The sequence below is a fragment of the Nocardia anocheti genome (assembly GCF_029675105.1).
GTDB lineage: Bacteria > Actinomycetota > Actinomycetes > Mycobacteriales > Mycobacteriaceae > Nocardia.
The window spans coordinates 91,572-110,336 of the sequence record NZ_JAQQFV010000003.1 but is presented as its reverse complement, the minus strand read 5'-3'; the positions used below and the strand labels follow the sequence as shown (position 1 = coordinate 110,336).

At 68.7% G+C, this 18,765-nt stretch carries 19 protein-coding genes; 16 read left to right on the top strand and 3 right to left on the bottom strand.

Annotation, left to right across the window (positions count from 1 at the left end):
• Positions 1-70 precede the first annotated feature (70 nt).
• Both QC180_RS08080 and QC180_RS08075 read left to right on the top strand, forming a co-directional pair.
• On the top strand, positions 71-1,312 hold the full coding sequence (locus QC180_RS08080) for an oxygenase MpaB family protein (protein WP_278262007.1): 1,242 nt from the start codon (positions 71-73) through the stop codon (positions 1,310-1,312).
• Between the two features lie 15 nt (positions 1,313-1,327).
• On the top strand, positions 1,328-1,624 hold the full coding sequence (locus QC180_RS08075; RefSeq protein ID WP_278262006.1) for a hypothetical protein: 297 nt from the start codon (positions 1,328-1,330) through the stop codon (positions 1,622-1,624).
• A 63-nt stretch (positions 1,625-1,687) separates the two neighbouring features.
• On the opposite strand, the gene QC180_RS08070 is transcribed toward QC180_RS08075, so the two are convergent.
• Both QC180_RS08070 and QC180_RS08065 read right to left on the bottom strand, forming a co-directional pair.
• The gene (locus QC180_RS08070) at positions 1,688-2,683 is read right to left on the bottom strand and encodes an oxygenase MpaB family protein (protein ID WP_278262005.1); all 996 of its coding nucleotides are present in this window, start codon (positions 2,681-2,683) and stop codon (positions 1,688-1,690) included.
• 169 nt (positions 2,684-2,852) lie between these two features.
• On the bottom strand, positions 2,853-3,710 hold the full coding sequence (locus QC180_RS08065; RefSeq protein ID WP_278262004.1) for an oxygenase MpaB family protein: 858 nt from the start codon (positions 3,708-3,710) through the stop codon (positions 2,853-2,855).
• 265 nt (positions 3,711-3,975) lie between these two features.
• Here QC180_RS08065 and QC180_RS08060 point away from each other — a divergent pair, with 265 nt between their 5' ends.
• Positions 3,976-5,415: an AMP-binding protein gene (locus QC180_RS08060; RefSeq protein ID WP_278262003.1), complete on the top strand. Its 1,440-nt coding sequence runs from the start codon at positions 3,976-3,978 to the stop codon at positions 5,413-5,415.
• On the top strand, positions 5,412-6,146 hold the full coding sequence (locus QC180_RS08055) for an oxygenase MpaB family protein (RefSeq protein WP_278262002.1): 735 nt from the start codon (positions 5,412-5,414) through the stop codon (positions 6,144-6,146). Before QC180_RS08060 ends, QC180_RS08055 begins: the two co-directional genes overlap by 4 nt.
• A 69-nt stretch (positions 6,147-6,215) precedes the next feature.
• On the opposite strand, the gene QC180_RS08050 is transcribed toward QC180_RS08055, so the two are convergent.
• Entirely contained in the window at positions 6,216-7,379 is a 1,164-nt protein-coding gene (locus QC180_RS08050; protein WP_278262001.1) for a thiolase family protein, read from the bottom strand.
• A 358-nt stretch (positions 7,380-7,737) separates the two neighbouring features.
• On the opposite strand from QC180_RS08050, the gene QC180_RS08045 reads away from it, so the two are divergent.
• From QC180_RS08045 to QC180_RS07990, 12 genes are read left to right on the top strand one after another with little or no spacing between them, the layout of a single operon-like run.
• On the top strand, positions 7,738-7,962 hold the full coding sequence (locus QC180_RS08045; RefSeq protein ID WP_278262000.1) for a hypothetical protein: 225 nt from the start codon (positions 7,738-7,740) through the stop codon (positions 7,960-7,962).
• Positions 7,962-8,147 (top strand): hypothetical protein, encoded by a 186-nt coding sequence (locus tag QC180_RS08040; protein WP_278261999.1) that lies wholly within the window; start codon positions 7,962-7,964, stop codon positions 8,145-8,147. Before QC180_RS08045 ends, QC180_RS08040 begins: the two co-directional genes overlap by 1 nt.
• A gap of 41 nt (positions 8,148-8,188) precedes the next feature.
• Positions 8,189-9,040, top strand: a complete 852-nt coding sequence (locus QC180_RS08035) for an MlaE family ABC transporter permease (protein WP_375926607.1) — start codon at positions 8,189-8,191, stop codon at positions 9,038-9,040.
• 1 nt (position 9,041) lies between these two features.
• The gene (locus QC180_RS08030; RefSeq protein ID WP_278261998.1) at positions 9,042-9,905 is read left to right on the top strand and encodes an ABC transporter permease; all 864 of its coding nucleotides are present in this window, start codon (positions 9,042-9,044) and stop codon (positions 9,903-9,905) included.
• A gap of 9 nt (positions 9,906-9,914) precedes the next feature.
• Positions 9,915-11,348 carry an MCE family protein gene (locus QC180_RS08025; RefSeq protein WP_278261997.1) on the top strand — a complete coding sequence of 478 codons (1,434 nt, stop codon included), beginning with the start codon at positions 9,915-9,917 and terminating at the stop codon, positions 11,346-11,348.
• Positions 11,345-12,367 carry an MCE family protein gene (locus tag QC180_RS08020; protein ID WP_278261996.1) on the top strand — a complete coding sequence of 341 codons (1,023 nt, stop codon included), beginning with the start codon at positions 11,345-11,347 and terminating at the stop codon, positions 12,365-12,367. The genes QC180_RS08025 and QC180_RS08020 overlap by 4 nt, the downstream gene beginning before the upstream one ends.
• Positions 12,364-13,377 carry an MCE family protein gene (locus QC180_RS08015; protein ID WP_278261995.1) on the top strand — a complete coding sequence of 338 codons (1,014 nt, stop codon included), beginning with the start codon at positions 12,364-12,366 and terminating at the stop codon, positions 13,375-13,377. The genes QC180_RS08020 and QC180_RS08015 overlap by 4 nt, the downstream gene beginning before the upstream one ends.
• A complete protein-coding gene (locus QC180_RS08010; protein WP_278261994.1) occupies positions 13,377-14,468 on the top strand; it encodes an MCE family protein in 1,092 nt (363 codons plus the stop codon). Before QC180_RS08015 ends, QC180_RS08010 begins: the two co-directional genes overlap by 1 nt.
• Positions 14,465-15,577, top strand: a complete 1,113-nt coding sequence (locus tag QC180_RS08005; protein ID WP_278261993.1) for an MCE family protein — start codon at positions 14,465-14,467, stop codon at positions 15,575-15,577. The genes QC180_RS08010 and QC180_RS08005 overlap by 4 nt, the downstream gene beginning before the upstream one ends.
• Positions 15,574-16,758 carry an MCE family protein gene (locus tag QC180_RS08000; RefSeq protein WP_278261992.1) on the top strand — a complete coding sequence of 395 codons (1,185 nt, stop codon included), beginning with the start codon at positions 15,574-15,576 and terminating at the stop codon, positions 16,756-16,758. The genes QC180_RS08005 and QC180_RS08000 overlap by 4 nt, the downstream gene beginning before the upstream one ends.
• Positions 16,759-16,773: 15 nt before the next feature.
• On the top strand, positions 16,774-17,367 hold the full coding sequence (locus QC180_RS07995) for a hypothetical protein (protein WP_278261991.1): 594 nt from the start codon (positions 16,774-16,776) through the stop codon (positions 17,365-17,367).
• 40 nt (positions 17,368-17,407) lie between these two features.
• Positions 17,408-18,697, top strand: coding sequence for a TetR/AcrR family transcriptional regulator (locus QC180_RS07990; protein WP_278261990.1), 1,290 nt, complete (start codon positions 17,408-17,410; stop codon positions 18,695-18,697).
• Positions 18,698-18,765: the final 68 nt, after the last annotated feature.

Below are 18,765 nucleotides of genomic sequence, written 5' to 3'. Positions count from 1 at the left end.
TTCTGAGGTCGACGGAATGAGTGTGAGCTCACCGTCCGGCCGGGCACCGTACTCGACGAGGAGTGGCGTCATGGACGCGATCAACAGGCGCGACGCAATGAAAATCGGCGGAATCCTGGGCGCGGTGGGCGCCTTCGCCGCGACCGCACCCGCCCGCGCGCAACCGTGGACCTGGTCACCGGACGGATCGGTGGCCGGAACCGGGGCGGGCGCCGATCCGATGACGATGTGGGACCCCGAGGCCGATTCCCTGGTCGCGAATCTCATCGACCGGGGCGAGGTCCCCGCGGTCAACGAACTGTTGCGGACCTGGCGGACCAACGGCCAACCGCTGCCCGCCGGATTGCCCTCGGACCTGCGCGATTTCATGGAATACGCCCGACGGCTGCCGCAGTGGACCGACCCCGGTCAGCTCGACGCCGCCATCCGGTTCAACAAGAAGCGCGGCCTGTATCTGGGCGTGCTCTACGGCTTCGCCAGCGGCATGATGAGCACCGTCATCCCGAAGGAGGCCCGCGCGGTCTACTACTCCAAGGGCGGACACGATCTGAAGGACCGCATCACCAAGACCGCCAAGCTCGGTTACGACATCGGCAACGCGAACGCCTATGCCGCCGACGGGGAGATGATCGTCACCTGTGTGAAGACCCGCCTCGTGCACGCCGCGGTACGGCATCTGCTGCCGCGGTCCCCGCACTGGGTGAACTCCGCCCAGGAGGACATCCCGATCAGCCAGAACGACATCATGGTCACCTGGCACAGCCTGCCGACCACCGTCATGAAGCATCTGACCGCGTGGCGGGTGCCGATCCCGGCCGACGAGTCGGCGGGATTCCTGCACTCCTGGCAGGTGGCCGCGCATCTGCTCGGCGTGCGTGACGAGTACATCCCCAACACGTGGCCCGCCGCCGATGCCCAGGCCGCGCAGGTTCTCGATCCCGTCATCGCTGTCACCCCCGAGGGCGTCAAACTCGCCGATCGACTGCTCGGCCTCGGCGCCAATATCGACTTCGCCCTGCTGAGCAAGCCCATCCTGGGCGCGTTCACCCGCTTCCTGCTCGGTGACACCATCGCCGACGGGCTCGCCATTCCGCGTGAACCGGTGTGGGACCCGTTGTTGCGGCTGAGCTGGGGACCGTTCATCGCCGTGCGGGAGGGCCTGCTCACGGCGGTGCCGCCGATCGGCGATCCGTACTGGCTGCTCGACGAGTTCCTGCGCAAGGCCGCGCTGATCTACCTGGCCGAACTGCGCATGCCGATCAGCATCGAGATCCCGACCATGAACCGCGACATGACCCAGCCCCACCGCTGAAAGGACTCACCCACCATGCGTTCTCCGATCACCCTCGCCGCGACCCTGGCGGCCGCGACGCTGCTCGCCACCGCACCGGCCGCCGCGGCCCAGACCGGACCCACTCCCGTCGCCGAGGCCGGAACCGGTTCCGCCGCTGTCGATTCCGGCTCGAACGCCGCGCGATCCGCCGTCGACCTGGCCCAGCGCGGCGACCTCGTCGGATTCCTGGTCCTGCTGGCCATCACCCCGATCCAGATGGTCACCGGCGGCATCTGCGATGTGGTCACCGGCGCGGGCTCGGCCAACCCCTGTAGCCCCACCCGCTACTGACCCGAGCCACACCGAAAGGGGTGGTACCGCGATCGCGGTACCACCCCTTCTCCGTGCAGCGGATCAGATGAGCGCCTTCTGCTTACGGATGCGGCGGCGCACATCGCGCATCATGGCGTGGGTGCCCGCGAACCGGATGAACTTCGGGATGAAGCGGTTCACGAACCCGACGAACAGGAACAGGTGCTCGAAGCGGCGCTGGTCGGACTCGTTCCACTCGATGCCCATCTGGTCGCGGAAGTGCGGCGGCAGGAAACCCGCGGTGAGGAACTCGAGCAGGCTGCCGAACAGGATCCGCAGCGACCAGTGGATCATCCGCAGGTGCACGAGATCGTCGATATAGGCCCGGAATTCGTCGTCGCACACCACGCCCTTGCACGCCTCGAGCCAGTAGGCGTCGAAGTCGGCGCGGGTCGCGGGCCACATGTCCGGATGCACCTGCAGGGTGGTGCCGAAGGTGTCGGCGCCCTGATAGAACGCCTCCAGTTCGTCGTCGGACATCTTGCCGTGCAGCAGCTGGTGGGTGTCCTCGAAGCCGATGTAGATGGCCGCGGCCACATACATCTGCAGGTGCCGGTCGAAGGCGTTGTACTTCACCTTCGAGCCCGGCCGCGACCGCACCTGCCGGTGCGCCACATTGACCGCCTCGCGCATGGCCTTCTTGTCCTCGTCGGTGCCGAGCACCGCCGTCGCGAGATAGGCCGCCGTGGTCCGCAGTCGTTTCCACGGATGCACCATCAGCGCCCCGGATTCGACCTGGCTCTCCATCACCCCGGCGGCGACGCCCTGGTGCGCGAACTGCATCGCCACATTCGCCGCCGCACCGGCGAACATCCAGAAGTCCAGCGCCTCGGCCAGGTGCGCGGGCTTCCTGCGCGGGGAACGGTAGATGTCGGGGATGTGGATGCGCACGCGATCGAGCGTCAGCCCCGCCTCGACCGGCTGGTCCGCCGCGGGGTCCTGCGCGGATCGCCACTGTGGCGCAGGACCCTCCTCGACGTAGCCTGCGCTGGTCGGATCGCTGTACTCGGGGTCGCCGGGCTTCGTTGCCGTGGTCATCGTCATCCTTTCCCTTCAGGGGTCCGCGCCCCCCGGATCTCGCGAACGCGGATCGATGCCAAGAGCTCATCGACGCCCATTATGTTACCGCTGATTCTCGCGGTGGACGGGGCGATTCGAAAGAAGCCGACGAACCTAAGTTGGTGTCAGTTCACAGCATCGCGCATCCTCAGACGAGGTTCGTTCCCCTGGCTCGACGCCTGCGCATATCGCCGAGGTAGTAGTCGAACGGCTGCATGCGCACCGAGGCGGGCGCGACCGCCAGCAGGCGGCCCGCGGTGCGCAACAACACCTCGAAGACACGCTGCCGCCGCGGGCTCCACGCCAGGCCCAGCTCGTCGCGGAACCACTGGGGCAGGAAGCCGGTGGTGAAGAACCGATTCGCGCGTCGGAACACGAATCGGGTGTGCGGGCGATACGGCGCCAGGCCGACGACCTGGTCGAGCAGATAGGCCCGCACCTCGTCGTCGAAGGACAGACCGCCCTGCATCGAGTCCCAGTACTGGGCGAAGGCGGCCCGGTCGGCGGGCCACAGGTCGGCGGGCATCTGCAGCGTCGTCCCGAAACGGGCGGCGTCACGGTACAACTCGTCGGCGAAGGTGTCGTCCAGGCCGCCGTAGAGCCAGGTCAGCGAGTCGAGCGTGCCGCGATACAGGCAGGCGGCGACCCACAGTTGCAGCTTCGGATCGAAGGCGTTGTAGCGGACCGGACTGTCCGGCCCGGAGCGCACCTGACGGTGCGCGGTGCCGACCGCGGCGCGGTAGGCGGCGCGATCCTCGTCGGTGCCGACCATCGCCACGGCCAGGTAGGTCAGCGTCGTGCGGCCACGCTTGACCGGATGCGCGGCGAAGCTGCCGGATTCGACCACGCTCTCCACCACACCCCGCCCCACCGGCGGCAGGCTCAGCTGCATGATCACATTGGCCGGGCCGCCCAGCGCGGCGCCGAATCCGGTGAGATAGCGGCGCCTACGGGCCAGATCGGCGGCCATGTCCTGCGACTCGGCCGCCTGTTCGGACCGCGTCACAGCCCGACCTCCACGCTGAGGTGATGAGAGATTCATTCACCCATACTCTCATCGCGACGTCGGCCGGACAATGGTCGACCCCGGTTCAAGTTACTGCATATTCCTCAATGCATGGAGAACATCCATCGGCGTCCACGTCGCCCACCTCGGAGTAGTACCCAATAAGTTACCAACGATTCTCGCGCCAGCTATGCTCGGTCGCGAGGCGTCGGCACTCCGCTCCGACAGCTCTTCCCCGATCACCCCGACCTTCTCGGAGGTATCCGTGCCCCTGGTCTCCGCCGCGCCGACCACCGTCGTCCGCGCTGTCGCCGACGCCCTGTCCGCCACCCTGGTCCTGCACCGGCGCGGCGCACTCGAACTACGGCACCCCATCGAGCTGGTCCGCACCGCGCGCGACGCCACCACGCTGGGTCCGGTCGTCACGACACTGGCCCACGCGACCCGCGGTACGCGCGGTGCCATCGCGCTGATCGACGATCGCGGACCGATCAGTTTCGAGCAGCTCGACGCGGCCTCCAACCGGCTCGCCAACGGCCTTGCCGCCCAGGGCGTCACACCGGAGACGGTGATCGCGGCACAGTGCCGCGATCACCGGGGTTTCGTGCTGACACTGCTGGCCGCGGGCAAGATCGGCGCCCGGATCGTCCTGCTCAACACCGACATGGCCGGGCCGCGGCTGACGACGGTGCTGGCACGGGAGCGGGTCGGCATGCTCCTGCTCGACGCGGAGTTCGTCGACCGCTTCGGCGATCTCCCCGCCGACCTGCCCGTCGTTCTCACCCGCGCCGGAGACACCAACCGGCGCGGCCTGCCGACCATCCACGGCATCGCCGCCTGGCGTTCGGCCCTGCCGCTGCCGCCGCCGGTCGACCCCGGCGGCATCGTCGTACTCACCAGCGGTACCACCGGTACACCGAAAGGCGCTCCGCGCGGCAAGATCTCGCCGCTGCAATCGGCCCAGTTCCTCGACCGGATCCCGATCCCGAAGGCGAGCACCATCGTGCTGGCCGCGCCGCTGTTCCACGGAACCGGACTGTCCCAGCTCATCCTGGGCTGGGCGCTGGGCAATACGATGGTCGTGCTGCCGGGACGCTTCGATCCCCAGCGCACGCTGGCCGCGGTCGCCCGACACCGCGCGAGCGCGCTGGTCCTGGTGCCGACCATGTTGCAGCGCATCGTGGACCTGGGTCCGGAGGAACTGTCCCGCTACGACACGGCCGCCCTGTCGGTGATCTTCTCCGCGGGGTCTGCGCTGTCGCCGGATCTGAGCAGACGCACCGCCCTGCTGTTCGGCGAGGTGCTCTACAACCTCTACGCCTCGACCGAAGTCACCGTCGCGGCGGTGGCGACGCCGCGGGATCTGCGCGAGGCACCCGGCACGGTCGGCCGTCCACCGGTGGGCTGCCGGGTCGCGGTGTACGACGAGCAGCGGCGCCGGATCACCACCCCGCACGTGGTGGGCACCGTCTTCGTCGGCAGCGCGCTGAGTTTCAGCGGCTACACCGACGGCTCCGGCAAGGAGATCGTCGACGGCCTGCAGTCCAGTGGCGACCTCGGGCATTTCGACGAGGACGGCCGATTGTTCATCGACGGCCGCGACGACGACATGATCGTCTCCGGCGGCGAGAACCTGGGCCGACTCCCGCGCAATGCCACCGGCAAGGTGTCGCGCCACCGCCTGGAAGGTACCGATCACCGGTGACCCACGAACCCGCCGCGGGCCCACTGCTGCGCCGCCACCTGGGCGACCGCCGGTTCCTGCTGATGCTGCCGCGCGCGGTGGGCCTGCAGGTCCTGCACCCCGCCATCGCCCCGGCGCTGATCGAGCACTCGTCGACGCGCCTGTGGGAACACAAGAAACGCGCCGTGCTGCAGATGATCTATCTGGCCTGCGCCGCGCACGACACCGCCGCCGCCATCCGCTTCGCCCACGAACACATCAAGGGCCACGACGATCTGGGGCACCGCTATCACGCGCTGCACCCGGACACCTTCCTGTTCCAGCACGCGACCTACGTCGAGACCCTCATGACGGCGGCCGATGTCTTCGGCCCAGCCCTGACCGACGAGACCCGCGCCGAGCTCTACGACCAGTGCTGCCGCTGGTATCGCGGCTACGGGATCAGTGACCGCTCGCTGCCCGGCACCTGGCCGGAGTTCACCGCCTATTTCGCCGAGGCGTGCGCCACCCGGCTCCGACTGACCCCGGCCGCGACACGACTCGCCGATCAGGTGCTCCGCCCGGACGCCTGGGTCGTCCGGCGACTGCCCACCGCCGCCGTGCGGGCCATGCAGCACGAACGCGCGGTCGAGCTCTACGGCCTGACACCGCGCGCGGGCGACGCGGCGGCACTGCGCGCCGTGGCGGTGGCGACCCGCGCGGGCTTCACGACCGCACCGCGCCGACTCCGGATCGTCACGCAGGCGCGCTGATCCGACGACGACCGCACGCGCCCTGGCACATCGCCGGGGCGCGGCGCGGGGACGTCCACCGGCCCGGTCTCACAACCGTTCGATGATGGTGGCGTTGGCGAGTCCACCGGCCTCGCACATGGTCTGCAACCCGTAGCGGCCACCGGTCTGCTCGAGGTGGTTGACCATGGTGGCGAGCAGGCGGGTGCCGGAGGCGCCGAGCGGATGACCGAGGGCGATCGCGCCGCCGCGAGGGTTCACCCTGTCGGGGTCGGCGCCGAGTTCGTGCTGCCACACCAGCGGGACCGGCGCGAACGCCTCGTTCACCTCGAAGGTGTCGATGTCGTCGACGGTGAGCGAGACGCGCTCGAGCGCCTTGCGGGTCGCGGGGACGACCGCTGTCAGCATCAGCGTCGGGTCGTCACCGGTGACGGCGAAGGAGTGGAAGCGGGCGCGCGGGGTGAGTCCCAGTTTCGCGGCCGTCGCCTCGCTCATGATGAGCGCGGCCGAGGCACCGTCGGTCAGCGGCGAGGAGTTGCCCGCGGTGACCGACCAGCCGATATCCGGAAAACGTTCCAGCACAGCCGGATCGGTGAAGGCCGGGCGCAACCCCGCGAGCCCCTCCACCGTGGTGCCGGTGCGGATGGTCTCGTCGGCGGTGAGGTCACCGGCGCCCACCAGCTCGGCGTCGAAGCCGCCCGCCGCGGCGGTGGCGGCCGCCAGGCGGTGCGAGCGGGCGGCGAACTCGTCGAGGACGGCGCGGTCCAGCTTCCAGCGCGCGGCCAGGATCTCCGCGGCGATGCCCTGCCCGATCAGACCGTCCGGGTAGCGGGCGGCCAGCGGCGCGCGCAGCGAGTCCTTGCCCTGGGTGTTGGAGAACATCGGCGCGCGACTCATCGACTCGACACCGCAGGCGATCGCCACGTCGTAGGCACCGGCGAGCACGCCTTGCGCGGCGAAATGCACCGCCTGCTGGCTGGATCCGCACTGGCGGTCGACCGTGGTGGCGGGCACCGACTCGGGGAACCCGGCGGCCAGCACGGCGGTGCGGGAGATGTTGTTGGCCTGCTCCCCGCTCTGGGTGACGCACCCGCCGATCACATCGTCGACCAGCGCCGGATCGATGCCGGTGCGCGCCACCAGCTCGGCCAGCACTCCGGCCAGCAGCGTGGCCGGATGCACCGACGACAGCCCACCGCCGGGCTTGCCCCGGCCCGAGGGAGTGCGAACCACATCGACGATCACTGCGGACATTGCGTTCCTCCTGCACCGTCACCGACCCTCGGCGACGCTCGCACTAAGTTACTCACGATTCTCGCGGGCGACAACCAGTCCGGGTTTTCTCACGGCGACCTGTAGGCAATCGCCGATTCATGCGATATGTTACCCGTAATTCTCATCACAGCAGCGAGAATTAGTAGTAACTTATCTCGGATGCACGCTGCGGATCGCCGCAGACGTCGCCCAGCCGTCCGGAGATCACGGGGAGGATCGCCGGTCGTCAAGCACCCTTCCCCAAGAATCATCGGCAACATCACCTGACCGTCGACGACGACGTCGGCCCGCCACGTCGCCCCGGACGGTCCCCGCAGGAAGGAACACCGGTACCGCCATGTTGCGACGGCTGGACAGGTTTCTCAGCTACGAGATGAAGGTGTCCGAATTCCTCGGCACGCTCATCATCATCGGCATCCCCTACGGCCTCGTCGGGGTCGTCTGGTCACTCACTCACACGAGCCATCTCGGCGATCTCCACGGCGTCGACCTGGTCGTCTCGTTCCTCGGATCGATCGTGTGCTGGCCCGTGCTGCTCTTCGCGAACGTGACGATGACCTGATGATGGCGCTGGTCTGGGTCATCGATCTCGTGGTGATCATCGTCAAGATCCTCGGCGGCCGCACGCAGGTGAATCCGGTGCTCCGCTTCGGTATGTGGCTGGCCGTTCTGTGCGTGCTCGCCCTCGGTCTGGCGGCCGTCGCCGGACTCGTCGTCCTGCTCCACCACTGGCTGAGCACGCTCTAGCCCCGAGCCCCCACCCCGCAGCAAGAAAGGATCGGTGCAGCGTGACGCCGCAACCGGCCACCGAACCGTCCGAACTCGGGCGGATCATCGACAGCGCCACCGGGCTCTGGCGACGACATCCCCAGCAGTCGGTCGAAACGCTGGGCAGGCAGGTCCTGCTCGGCCGGGCCGCGCTCGCGCAGCTGTTCCTGTCGCTGGTGCGACGGCGATTCCCGTTCCAGGAGTTCGTCAAGCAGTGCGCGTTCATGGCCAATGTCTCGGCCCTCCCGACGGTCTTCGTCGCGATCCCGGTCGCGGTGGTGGTCTCGATCCAGGTGGGCGCGCTGGTCAATCAGGTCGGCGCGACCACCTTCATCGGTGCGGTGGCCGGGCTCGGCATCATCCGCCAGGGCGCGCCGCTGGTGACCTCGCTGATGATCGCGGGCGCGGTCGGTTCGGCCATCTGCGCCGATCTCGGTTCGCGCACCATCCGCGAGGAGATCGACGCCATGAAGGTGATGGGCGTGGACCCGGTGCGCAGGCTGGTCGCCCCTCGGCTGGCGGCGGCGGTGCTGGTGAGCATGCTGCTGTGCGGGTTCATCGTGTTCGTCGGCTTCGCGACGGCCTACATGTTCAACGTCTACGCCCAGCACGGCACGCCCGGCTCGTTCATCAGTTCCTTCGCCTCCTTCGCGGTGGCGAACGACCTGCTGGTGGCGCTGTTCAAGGCCGCGATCTTCGGCGCGCTCACCGCGATCATCGCCTGCGACATCGGCCTGCACACCAAGGGCGGGCCGGGCGGGGTGGCCAACTCGGTGAACTCGGCGGTGGTCACCTCGGCGCTGATGCTGTTCGCCACCAACATCATCGTCACCCAGCTCTACAACAGCTTCTTCCCCTCGAAGGTGGTGTGAGATGGCCGCCGAGTACATTCCCCCGGCCCTGCGTCCGGTCCGCGCGCTGAGCAATACGGTCAAGGTCCCGGTCGAGGTCAACCAGCGCATCGGGCACCAGGCGATCGTGTTCTTCCAGGCGCTGCTGGCCATCCCGTTCACCCTGCGCCACTACCGCAAGGAGGTGGCGCGACTGGTCGCCGATGTCGGCTGGGGCAACGGATCGTTGATCGTGGGCGGCGGCACGGTGGGTGTGGTGGTGGTGCTGTGTGCCTTCGGCGGCATCACCGTGGGCGTGGAGTCCTACACCGCGCTCAACCTGCTGACGATGGGACCACTGACCGGCGCCATCTCCGGCTTCGCCACCACCCGCGAGATCGCGCCGATCCTGGGCACGCTCGCCTTCGCCATCCAGTCCGGCTGCCGCTTCACCGCCCAGCTCGGCTCCATGCGGATCTCCGAGGAGATCGACGCGCTCGAGTCCATCGCCATCCGGCCGCTCCCTTACCTGGTGACCACCAGGATGATCGCGGCGACCATCACCATCGTCCCGCTCTACACCCTGGGCCTGGCGGTGGCCTATATCGCGACCAAGCTGTCGGTGCTGTTCCTCGGCAGCACCACCGCGGGCACCTACGACCACTACTTCTTCCAGTTCCTGCTGGGCGGGGACGTGTTCTTCTCGCTGTTCAAGGTGGTGGTGTTCGTGCTCATCGCCGCGTTCATCCAGTGCTACTACGGCTTCGTGGCCACCGGCGGTCCCGAAGGTGTCGGGGTGGCGGCCGGACGCGCGATCAAGATGGTCATCGTCGTGATGGTCTTCACCAATCTCTTTCTCACCCTTGCGATCTGGGGCATCGACCCCGGATTCCGGATCTCGGGATAGGTCGATCGAATGATTCTCGATCCCAGCGGCCGCGGCCCCAAACCGCTGCAGCTCACGCTCGCGGGGCTGGCGGTGATCACCGCCTTCGCGGTGGCGCTGTATCTGCTCGCGTTGCGCTACAACGGCGAGTTCGAGGACACCGTCGTGGTCGGCGCCGACCTGACCAGCACCGGTGACGGGCTACCCCAGCGCGCCGACGTGAAGTTCCGCGGCATGGTCGTCGGCGTGGTCGGCTCGGTGGAGATGGTGGCCAAGGGCGAACGCCAGCGCGCCACCTTCGAACTGAAACCCGGTCTGGCCGAGACGATCCCGGACACGGTGACCGCCCGCGTGGTCCCCGACAACATCTTCGGCGTCTCCTCCATCCAGCTGGTGGACAACGGCACCGCGACCTCCACGCTGCGCGCGGGGGTCACCATCGCCGAGGACACCAGCGAGGCCACCGTCCAGCTCCAGTCCACCCTCAACACGCTGCGCGATGTGCTGGCCACCATCCAGCCCGAGAAGCTGGGCCGCGTTCTGGCCACTCTCTCGGCCGCGCTCGACCCCGGTGCCAGGGTGCCCGGGTCCACCATCGAGCGGCTCGACCAGTGGCTCACCACCGTGCACCAGATCCCCGAGATCGGCGGGCTGCTCGGTGATCTGGGCCGGGCGGCGACGGCGCTGAGCGAGTCGGCGCCCGAGCTGGTCGGGGTGCTGGCCGATTCGGTCACCTCGGCGCGCACGCTCAACGAGCACCGCGCGCAGCTGGTCGACCTGCTGGTGCAGGGCAACGCCACGGTCGACTCGGTGAACGCGCTCTTCGCCGCGAACCCGAATTCGGGCAAGGAACTCGTCGCCGGGTTGGACGGGCTGATCGGCGGAATGGCCAAGGACCCCGGCGCGCTGCAGTCCACGGCGGCCAATCTCAACGCCTCGTTCCGGAAGTTGCAGCAGACCTTCAACTTCGGTCCGCGCGAGCAGATGACCTGGCGCATGGATGTGACCTTCACGCCGTTCCAGCAGTACACCGCGCAGGACTGCCCCCGCTACGGCGAGATGACCGGCCCGCGCTGCGGCGGCCCGACCGTGCCCGATGTCGCACCGCCGCAGGAGTATCCGGCCTCGATGCTGCCGGGGTGGCTCGAGGCGGCCGGGCCCGCACCGGAGGCCCCGGCGGTGCCCCTGCCCGGCCTGCCCACGCTGCCGCAGATCACCCTCCCGACGCTGCCCGGCCTGCCCGCGATCCCGGGACTGCCCGCCATCCCGGGCATCACCGCCCCGGCCGCGGCCGTCGATCCCGCGCCCGCCACCACCCCGGCGACACCACCCCGCCTCACCGGGATCGCCGCGGTGTCGGCGCTGGTGGGCGGGACCCCGACCTTCAGTCAGCTGCTGCTACTCGGGTCGATCCTGGGCAATGTTCCCGTCGTCCCCGACACCGAAGGGGGTGTCCAGCAGTGAAATCCGGTAAAGCGCTCATCGGGTTCAGCCTGTTCGTCGTCCTGGCGACCGTGCTCACCTACACCATCTGGTCGACGCTGCAACGCAGCGTCCCCGGCACCACCTCCAGCTACTCCGCGGTGTTCACCGATGTCCTCGGTTTGCGCGTCGGGGACGACGTCCGGATGGCCGGGGTGCGGGTCGGGCGGGTCGACGAAATCGACTTCACCGACGACTACGCGGCCAGGGTCGAGTTCCGGATCGAGTCACGTCAGCATCTGACCGACACCACCAAGGCCCTGGTGCGCTACCAGAACCTGATCGGTCAGCGCTATCTCGCGCTGGCGCCGGGCACCGAGGCGGGAGCGGTGCTGGCGCCGGGCGCGGAGATCCCGCTGGACCGGACCGAGCCGTCCTTCGATGTCTCCGCGCTGCTGTCCGGGTTCGAGCCGCTGTTCAGTGTGCTGCAACCCGATCAGATCAACTCGCTGTCGGAGACGCTCATCCAGGCGTTGCAGGGCAACGAGGTCTCGCTCTCGGCGCTGATCACCCAGGCCGCGCAGCTGGCGAGCACCTTCGGCGAGCGCGATCAGATCCTCGGCGACGTGCTGAGCAATCTCAGCTCGGTGCTGGCCGGTCTGGCCAATCGCAGCGGCGAACTGGAAACCCTCATCACCCAGACCCGCAGCCTGATGGACGGGCTCTACGCCGAAGGCGAAGCGCTGAAGAGTTCGGTGGAGCGGGTGGCCGGGGCGACGGATTCGCTGGTCTCGCTCATCGGCCAGGTCAAGCCCGGCATGGCCGAGGCACAGCGCAACGCGACCACCGGCGTGATGATGCTGCTCTACAACGGGGCCGCCCTGGACCGCATGGCGCTCGAGTTCCCCGACTTCCTCAACGGCGTGGCCCGGTTCACCCAGTACGGCACCTACGGCAACGCCTACATCTGCCGCCTCGACGTCTCGCTGTGGGGCGTTCTCCTCCCCGAGGGCCTGTTCTCGCAGGTCGGCGGCACCTCGCAATCGGGAGTGTGTCGATGATCAAGCCACGCGTTCCAGCGTTCCTGCTGCACAACCGGCATCTGCGACTGGGCCTGCTCGCGGCGGCGTCGGTGCTGGTGCTGCTGGGAGCCTCGAGCTTGCTCACCCAGATCCGGCTCGGTGATGTCACCGTGCACGCCGAGTTCGCCCAGGCCGCCGGTCTGCAACCGGGCGCGACCGTCGACATCTCGGGGATCGAGGTGGGTGCGGTGCAATCGGTGAAGCTGGTGAACGACCGCGTCGACGTCGCGCTGCGCATCCGCCACGACATCCGGCTCGGCGCCGACGCCCGCGCGGCGATCGAGATGTCGACCATCCTCGGTCGCCTCCACATCGACCTGCATCCCGGCGACGGGAAAGGGCTGCCCGACAAACGGATCAAGATCGGGAACACCTCGGTGCCCTACAACCTGAGCAAGGTCATCCAGGACCCGAAGTACACCTCCTCGTTCGAACGGATCGAACGCATCGACCCGGCCAAGCTGCGCACCGCGCTCGACGTGTTCAGCGCCCAGCTCGGTGACTCCCCGGCCATGGCGGTGCAGGCGCTCGACAGCATCGGCGCGCTGGCCCAGGTGATCAACAGCAGGCGCGACGAGGTCGACACGCTGTTGAAGAGCATGGACCAGGTCTCCCAGCTGGTCTCGGACAACCGCAACAGCGTGCTCGTGCTGCTGACCAGGGGCGAGGCGATCGGCGCGGCCGTACAGCAGCGCCAGACCCTGCTCGCCCAGCTGCTCGACAACGTCGCCGAGATGTCGAAGTTGTTGCAGGACATGGGTATCGAGAACAACGGCGAGCTCGGTCCGCTGATCACGAACCTCAACACGATGTCGGACGGGTTGACCAAGAACAAGGAGAACCTGGACCGGCTCTACGAGATCGCGCCGGTCACCTTGCGCCAGTTCAACAATCTGCTGGGCAACGGCCCGTACGGCGAGATCTGGGCGCCGTGGATCCTGCCGGACAACTGGCTGTGCTTCGCGCAGGCCGTACAGGGGTGCAACTGATGAGGACAGGCAAACTCGCGGCGCTGTGCCTGGCGGCGCTGCTCGCGTCGGGCTGCGCGCTGCTGCCCGACAGCGTCACCGGGCTCGGTGACCGGCTGCTGAGCGAACACAAGCGCATCAGCGCCGATTTCGAGAACGTGGCCGGGCTCTACCCGGGCAACGAAGTCTCCATCCTGGGCGTGCCGGTCGGCGTGGTCGACTCGGTGACCCCGCGCGGCAGCTATGTCGAGGTGGTGATGTCGGTCGACCGCGAGGTGCGCGTGCCCGCCGACGCCATGGCGGCGCTGATCTCGCCGCAGCTGATCACCAACCGGCACGTCGAACTCGCCCCGGCCTACACCGGGTCGGGCCCGGAACTGGCCGACGGCGCGCACATTCCGCTGGCCCGCACCAGGACACCGGTCGAACTCGACCGCATCCTGGCCAATTTCGACCAGCTCGGCGAGGCACTCAAAGGCGACAGCGAGAACGGGCCGATGGCCAGCCGGGTGCTGTTCCCGCTGCTCGACGGCAACGGCGACCGGCTGCGCGAGACCCTCGACCAGCTCTCCGCGGCCTTCGAGGTCACCTTCGCCAACAAGGACCAGATCGCCAACACCATCGTGAAACTCGGCGAGATCACCCAGATCATCGCCGAGAACGACCAGACCGTGCGGGATTTCAGCGGGCGCATCACCGAACTGGTGGCGCTGTTCGGTCAGCAGTCCCCCGGCCTACAGGCGGTGCTGGCCCAGCTCGACGACTTCATCACCAACACCTCCTCGGTGGTCGGGCAGAACCAGGACCAACTCGCGGGCGCGCTCACCAAGTTCGTCGCCATCGCGGCCCAGATGCGGGCCAATGCCCGCAATCTCACCGAGATCATCGATGTGGGACCGCTGATGTTCCAGAACTTCGACAACGCGATCAGCCGCGAGCACCAGGCCCTGCGCCTGCACGGCCTGCTCGACAAGATCGTGCTCGACAGCGAGGTCATCGCCACCTTCTGCGAGCGCGTGCAGATGCGGCTCGACGGCTGCCGCACCGGCAAGATCTCCGACATGGGCCCGGATTTCGGGTTGACCGCCGCGCTGTTGGGACTGACGAAATGACCCTGCGCACCTCCCTGGCCGCGGCCCTGTGCGCCGCCGCCGTCACCGTCGCGGCCACCGGTTGCTCGATGACCGTGGCCGAACTGCCGATGCCCGAACCCGGCATCGGTGGCCCCGGCTACACCCTGCACGCCACCTTCCGCGACGCGCTCAACCTGCCCGATCGCGCCCACGTGAAGATCGGCGGCACCGATATCGGCGTGGTCACCGGGATCTCCACGACCTCGTTCCTGGCCGATGTGGAGATGTTGATCCGCACCGACATCCAGCTGCCCGAGGGCACCACGGTGGAGCTGCGTCAGGCGACTCCGCTCGGTGACATCTTCGTGGCCGTCACCCTGCCCAGCGCCGAGCAGGCCGGGCCGCCCCTGCGTCCCGGTGCCACCATCGGCGCCGAGCACACCGCCTCGGCGGCCTCGGTCGAGCAGCTGATGATGTCGGTGTCGATGCTGATCAACGGCGGCGGCCTGAACCAGGCCGCCCGGATCACCGCCGAACTCGACGCCATCTTCGCGGGCAAGGCACCCCAGCTCCAGCACCTGATCGGCGAGATGACCTCGGTGATCACCGCGCTCAACGAACGCACCGGCGATCTCGACGCCACCCTGCACGGCCTGTCGGTGCTCACCGGTGAACTGGCCCGGCGCAAGGCCGAACTCGGTGCCGCCGCCGACAGTTTCCCGCAGCTGATCGGCTTGTTCGCCGAGAACAACCAGGCCATCGTCGATCTGATCACCAAGGTGGCGGTGACCATGGACGCGCTCGGTGATTTCAGCGCCAGCAACGGCCCGCAGTTCGTCAGCCTGTTCCAGAGCATCCAGAACCTGATGAACGGGTTCGTCCAGATGGGTGACGATCTCACCGGCGCCCTCGACGGCTTCCACCAGATCTACCCGTCGGTCATGGACAGCATGCGCGGACCGAACCTCTCGGTCGGGGCGATCCTGTCCTATCTCGACATCGGCGCGATCACCGATCCGGCGGGCAGCCGCTGGCCCGACGGCACCGACATCCCCGCCTTCGTCGGCAGCATCACCGATGTGATCGCCAAGGTGACCGGCCGTCTCAACAGCACCCCGCAGGCGCCGCCGCAGGAGGGACCCCGATGAATTCACCGTTGTGGCACTGGCTGGTTCGCCGCCGCGTGGCGGTCGCCAATGCCGGGCTGGTCGTGGTGCTGGTGCTGGGCAGCCTGTATCTGGGCGGCGCGGTGCTGCGGATAGACCCGACCGGGAAGCGCTACGCCGTCACGGTCGAGTTGGCGACCTCTGGTGGGCTCACCGTCGGCAGCGATGTGTCCTTCCGCGGCGTGCGGGTCGGGCGGGTCGACGACGTGCGCGTCGACGGCACCGGGATCGTCGCGGTGGCCGAGATCGAGGAGGACACCCGGATTCCGGTCGGCGGCACGGTCGCGGTCGCGCGCCTGTCCGCGGCCGGAGAGCAGTATCTGGACTTCCGGCCCGACACCGACACCGGGCCGTATCTGCGGGACGGCGCCGTGGTCGCGCGCGCCGACACCGCGGTCCCGGTGCAGGTGCAGTCGGTGCTGGGCAATATGGCGGGGCTGGTCGGCGGCATGAATCCCGAGCGGCTCAATGTCATCGTCGACGAGCTCGACAAGGCCCTGTCCGGCGGTCCGGACGGGCTGCGCAACATGATCTCCGGGCTCAGCCGGGCGATGGCCGGGCTCACCGAGTTGCTGCCCCAGACCGAGCAGCTGCTGCGCAATCTCACGGTCATCGCCGAGACCACTTCGCACGCCCAACCCGACCTGGGCACCCTCACCGGCGCGGGCAGCGCGCTGTTCCAGCAGTTCACCGCCGCCGACGCGGAACTGCGGCACCTGCTCGAACAGGGCCCCGGCCAGCTGGCCACCCTGGGCGGGTTCATCTCCCGTACCCAGAATCCGATCACCGACCTGGTGACGAACTTCGTCGCCATCACCCGGGCCGCCAAGCTGCGCCAGCCCGCCATCGAGCTGCTGTTCCCCACCCTGAGCCGCTTCGCCGAGGCGGTCGGCGTGCCCGCCCACGACAATGCCTTCTTCACCCTGGTCGATCCGTGGCCGCGCCCGACCTGCGACTACGACACGGTGCCGATCGTGCCGACCACCGTCACCACCGACACCCGGGTGCGCCTCTACAACTACTGCGTCACCGACAATCCCGCGCTGCAGGTGCGCGGCTCGGCCAACGCGCCCCGGCCGCCGGGTCCCGACAACGGGTCGGGTCCACCGCCCGGCGTGACCGGCGACGAACTGTCCCAGCCCGCGGTCCCCGCACCCCGATGAGGAGCACACCACCCCATGAGCAGTGACGAAACACCCACCGACACCACGACATCCGACGCGACCACCGCCGACGCGGCACCCGCGCGGACCAGATGGTGGTCCATGGACCGCAAGTCCCTGGGCCTGCGCGGCGCCGCGGCCATCGTGCTCGGCGCCTCGGTGGCGACCTCGGTGTTCCTGTTCGTCGAGAACGAGGACAGCAAGGATCTGCTGGCGGCCCAGCAGCAGGCCCGCGAGGCCGCCTGCCGCTACGCCCCGGTGCTGGCCGACTACGACAGCAAGAATCTCGACACCTACTTCGCCGCCGTGCTCGACGGCGCCACCGGCGACTGGAAGAAACAGTTCGAGGCCACCAGCACCGAACTGCGCGACGCGCTCACCCAGGGTGAGGTGGTCTCCCGGACCACCGACACCCAGTGCGCGCTGCGCACCGGTGACGAGTCCTCGGCCGAGGCCATCGTGGTGATCGGCACCACCATCTCCAGCCTCGGCACCGAGCACAAGGCCAAGCCGGGTCAGCTGTCGATGGTGCTCGGTCTGCGCCACGACGACGACCGCTGGCTGGTCGAGAAGGTGAACTCGCCACTACCGGCGGTGCCCGGCCAGTGAGCGAATCCGGTGCGCCGGACCTACCGGCGCAGGCGATAGCATGACGGGCAAGATCATCGGGAACGTGCGCTCCCCGCGAGGAACAAAGGGCAAGACGACGAGCAAGCAGGCAGACGAAGCAGCTCCGGAGACACCGGCGCGCCCGATCCGGCGCAGGCCGAAGAACCGGCGTGCGCAGATCGCGGCGGAGTCGGCGGCCGCGTTCGGCGCGCACGGCTATCACGGCGTCAGCATGGACGACATCGCCCGCAGGCTCGACATCAGTTCCACCGCGCTCTACCGGCACTTCCCGAGCAAATACGCGCTGTTCCGCGAGGAATTGCTGCGGCTGTCCGGGCTGGCGCTCAGCGCCACCGAGCTGCCCCCCGAGGCGGCCGACTGGTCGGCCCGCGAGCGGGTGAACCATGTCGTGGACGCGATCATCGGCCTGACCATCGCGAACCGGCCGACCGTGGCTCTCGTGCGCTGGGAACGCCGCTACCTCGAGCCCGCCGATTTCGACGAGCTCAACGCCCAGTTCACCGCGGCCATTGCCGCCCTGCGCACCCTGATCGGGGACGTGCGTCCCGAACTGGACCGGCGCGATCTCGCCATCCGCGCGGTGTCGATCTTCGCCGTGGTCAGCAGCATCGGTGACCACCACGCGACGGTGCCCGCCAAGGCTCTCGCGCCGCTGCTGGCCGCGACGAGCTGGGCGTTGATCGACGCGGACCTGGTCCGCCCCGACGCCACCGCCCCGGTCGGTGCCGCCAAGGAGCGCTATCAGCCGTTCAAGCACGATCTGCTGCTGCGCAAGGCGGTGGAGCTGTTCCACGAGCGCGGCTATCCGAACGTCAGCATGGAGGACATCGCCGGGGCCGCGGATCTGTCGGCCGCCTCGGCGGTCTACCGCTACTACCGCAGCAAGAGTGATCTGCTGGTGGCCGCGTTCCGGCGCGCGGCCGACCGGGTCTCGGCGGCCATCGCCCCGGCCATCGCGGCCGCGGACACTCCCGCCGGAGCCCTGGCCACGCTGATCGAGCTCTATGTGGCCGGTTCGTTCGACGAGCGGGCGCTGACCTTCGTCTACTACGCGGAGTTCAGCCATGTCGACCACGCCGACCAGGTGACCCTGCGCCATCTGCAGCAGCTGATCATCGCCGAGTGGGCCAAGCTCGTCGTCGCGGCCCGGCCGGAACTGTCCATGGGCGAGGCCCGGATCCTGGTGCACGCCGCCTTCAGCCTGGTCGTCGACCTGGGTCGCGCCTTCGGCGACGCCACCGTCTGCCCGCAGGAGACGGTGGCGCAGTTGCTCGAGACGATTCTGCTGGGTCGGCCGCTGCCCCGGTAGTTCGTTCCCGCGCGCAGACCACGGGCGCCCGGTCGGAGATTCCGGCCGGGCGCCCGTTCCCCTCCTTG

Coding starts and splice junctions, on each gene's coding strand:
- QC180_RS08080 (WP_278262007.1), top strand. CDS start 71: ATGGACGCGATCAACAGGCGCGACGCAATGAAAATCGGCGGAATCCTG.
- QC180_RS08075 (WP_278262006.1), top strand. CDS start 1,328: ATGCGTTCTCCGATCACCCTCGCCGCGACCCTGGCGGCCGCGACGCTG.
- QC180_RS08070 (WP_278262005.1), bottom strand. CDS start 2,683: ATGACCACGGCAACGAAGCCCGGCGACCCCGAGTACAGCGATCCGACC.
- QC180_RS08050 (WP_278262001.1), bottom strand. CDS start 7,379: ATGTCCGCAGTGATCGTCGATGTGGTTCGCACTCCCTCGGGCCGGGGC.
- QC180_RS08045 (WP_278262000.1), top strand. CDS start 7,738: ATGTTGCGACGGCTGGACAGGTTTCTCAGCTACGAGATGAAGGTGTCC.
- QC180_RS08040 (WP_278261999.1), top strand. CDS start 7,962: ATGATGGCGCTGGTCTGGGTCATCGATCTCGTGGTGATCATCGTCAAG.
- QC180_RS08030 (WP_278261998.1), top strand. CDS start 9,042: ATGGCCGCCGAGTACATTCCCCCGGCCCTGCGTCCGGTCCGCGCGCTG.
- QC180_RS08025 (WP_278261997.1), top strand. CDS start 9,915: ATGATTCTCGATCCCAGCGGCCGCGGCCCCAAACCGCTGCAGCTCACG.
- QC180_RS08015 (WP_278261995.1), top strand. CDS start 12,364: ATGATCAAGCCACGCGTTCCAGCGTTCCTGCTGCACAACCGGCATCTG.
- QC180_RS08010 (WP_278261994.1), top strand. CDS start 13,377: ATGAGGACAGGCAAACTCGCGGCGCTGTGCCTGGCGGCGCTGCTCGCG.
- QC180_RS08005 (WP_278261993.1), top strand. CDS start 14,465: ATGACCCTGCGCACCTCCCTGGCCGCGGCCCTGTGCGCCGCCGCCGTC.
- QC180_RS08000 (WP_278261992.1), top strand. CDS start 15,574: ATGAATTCACCGTTGTGGCACTGGCTGGTTCGCCGCCGCGTGGCGGTC.
- QC180_RS07995 (WP_278261991.1), top strand. CDS start 16,774: ATGAGCAGTGACGAAACACCCACCGACACCACGACATCCGACGCGACC.
- QC180_RS07990 (WP_278261990.1), top strand. CDS start 17,408: ATGACGGGCAAGATCATCGGGAACGTGCGCTCCCCGCGAGGAACAAAG.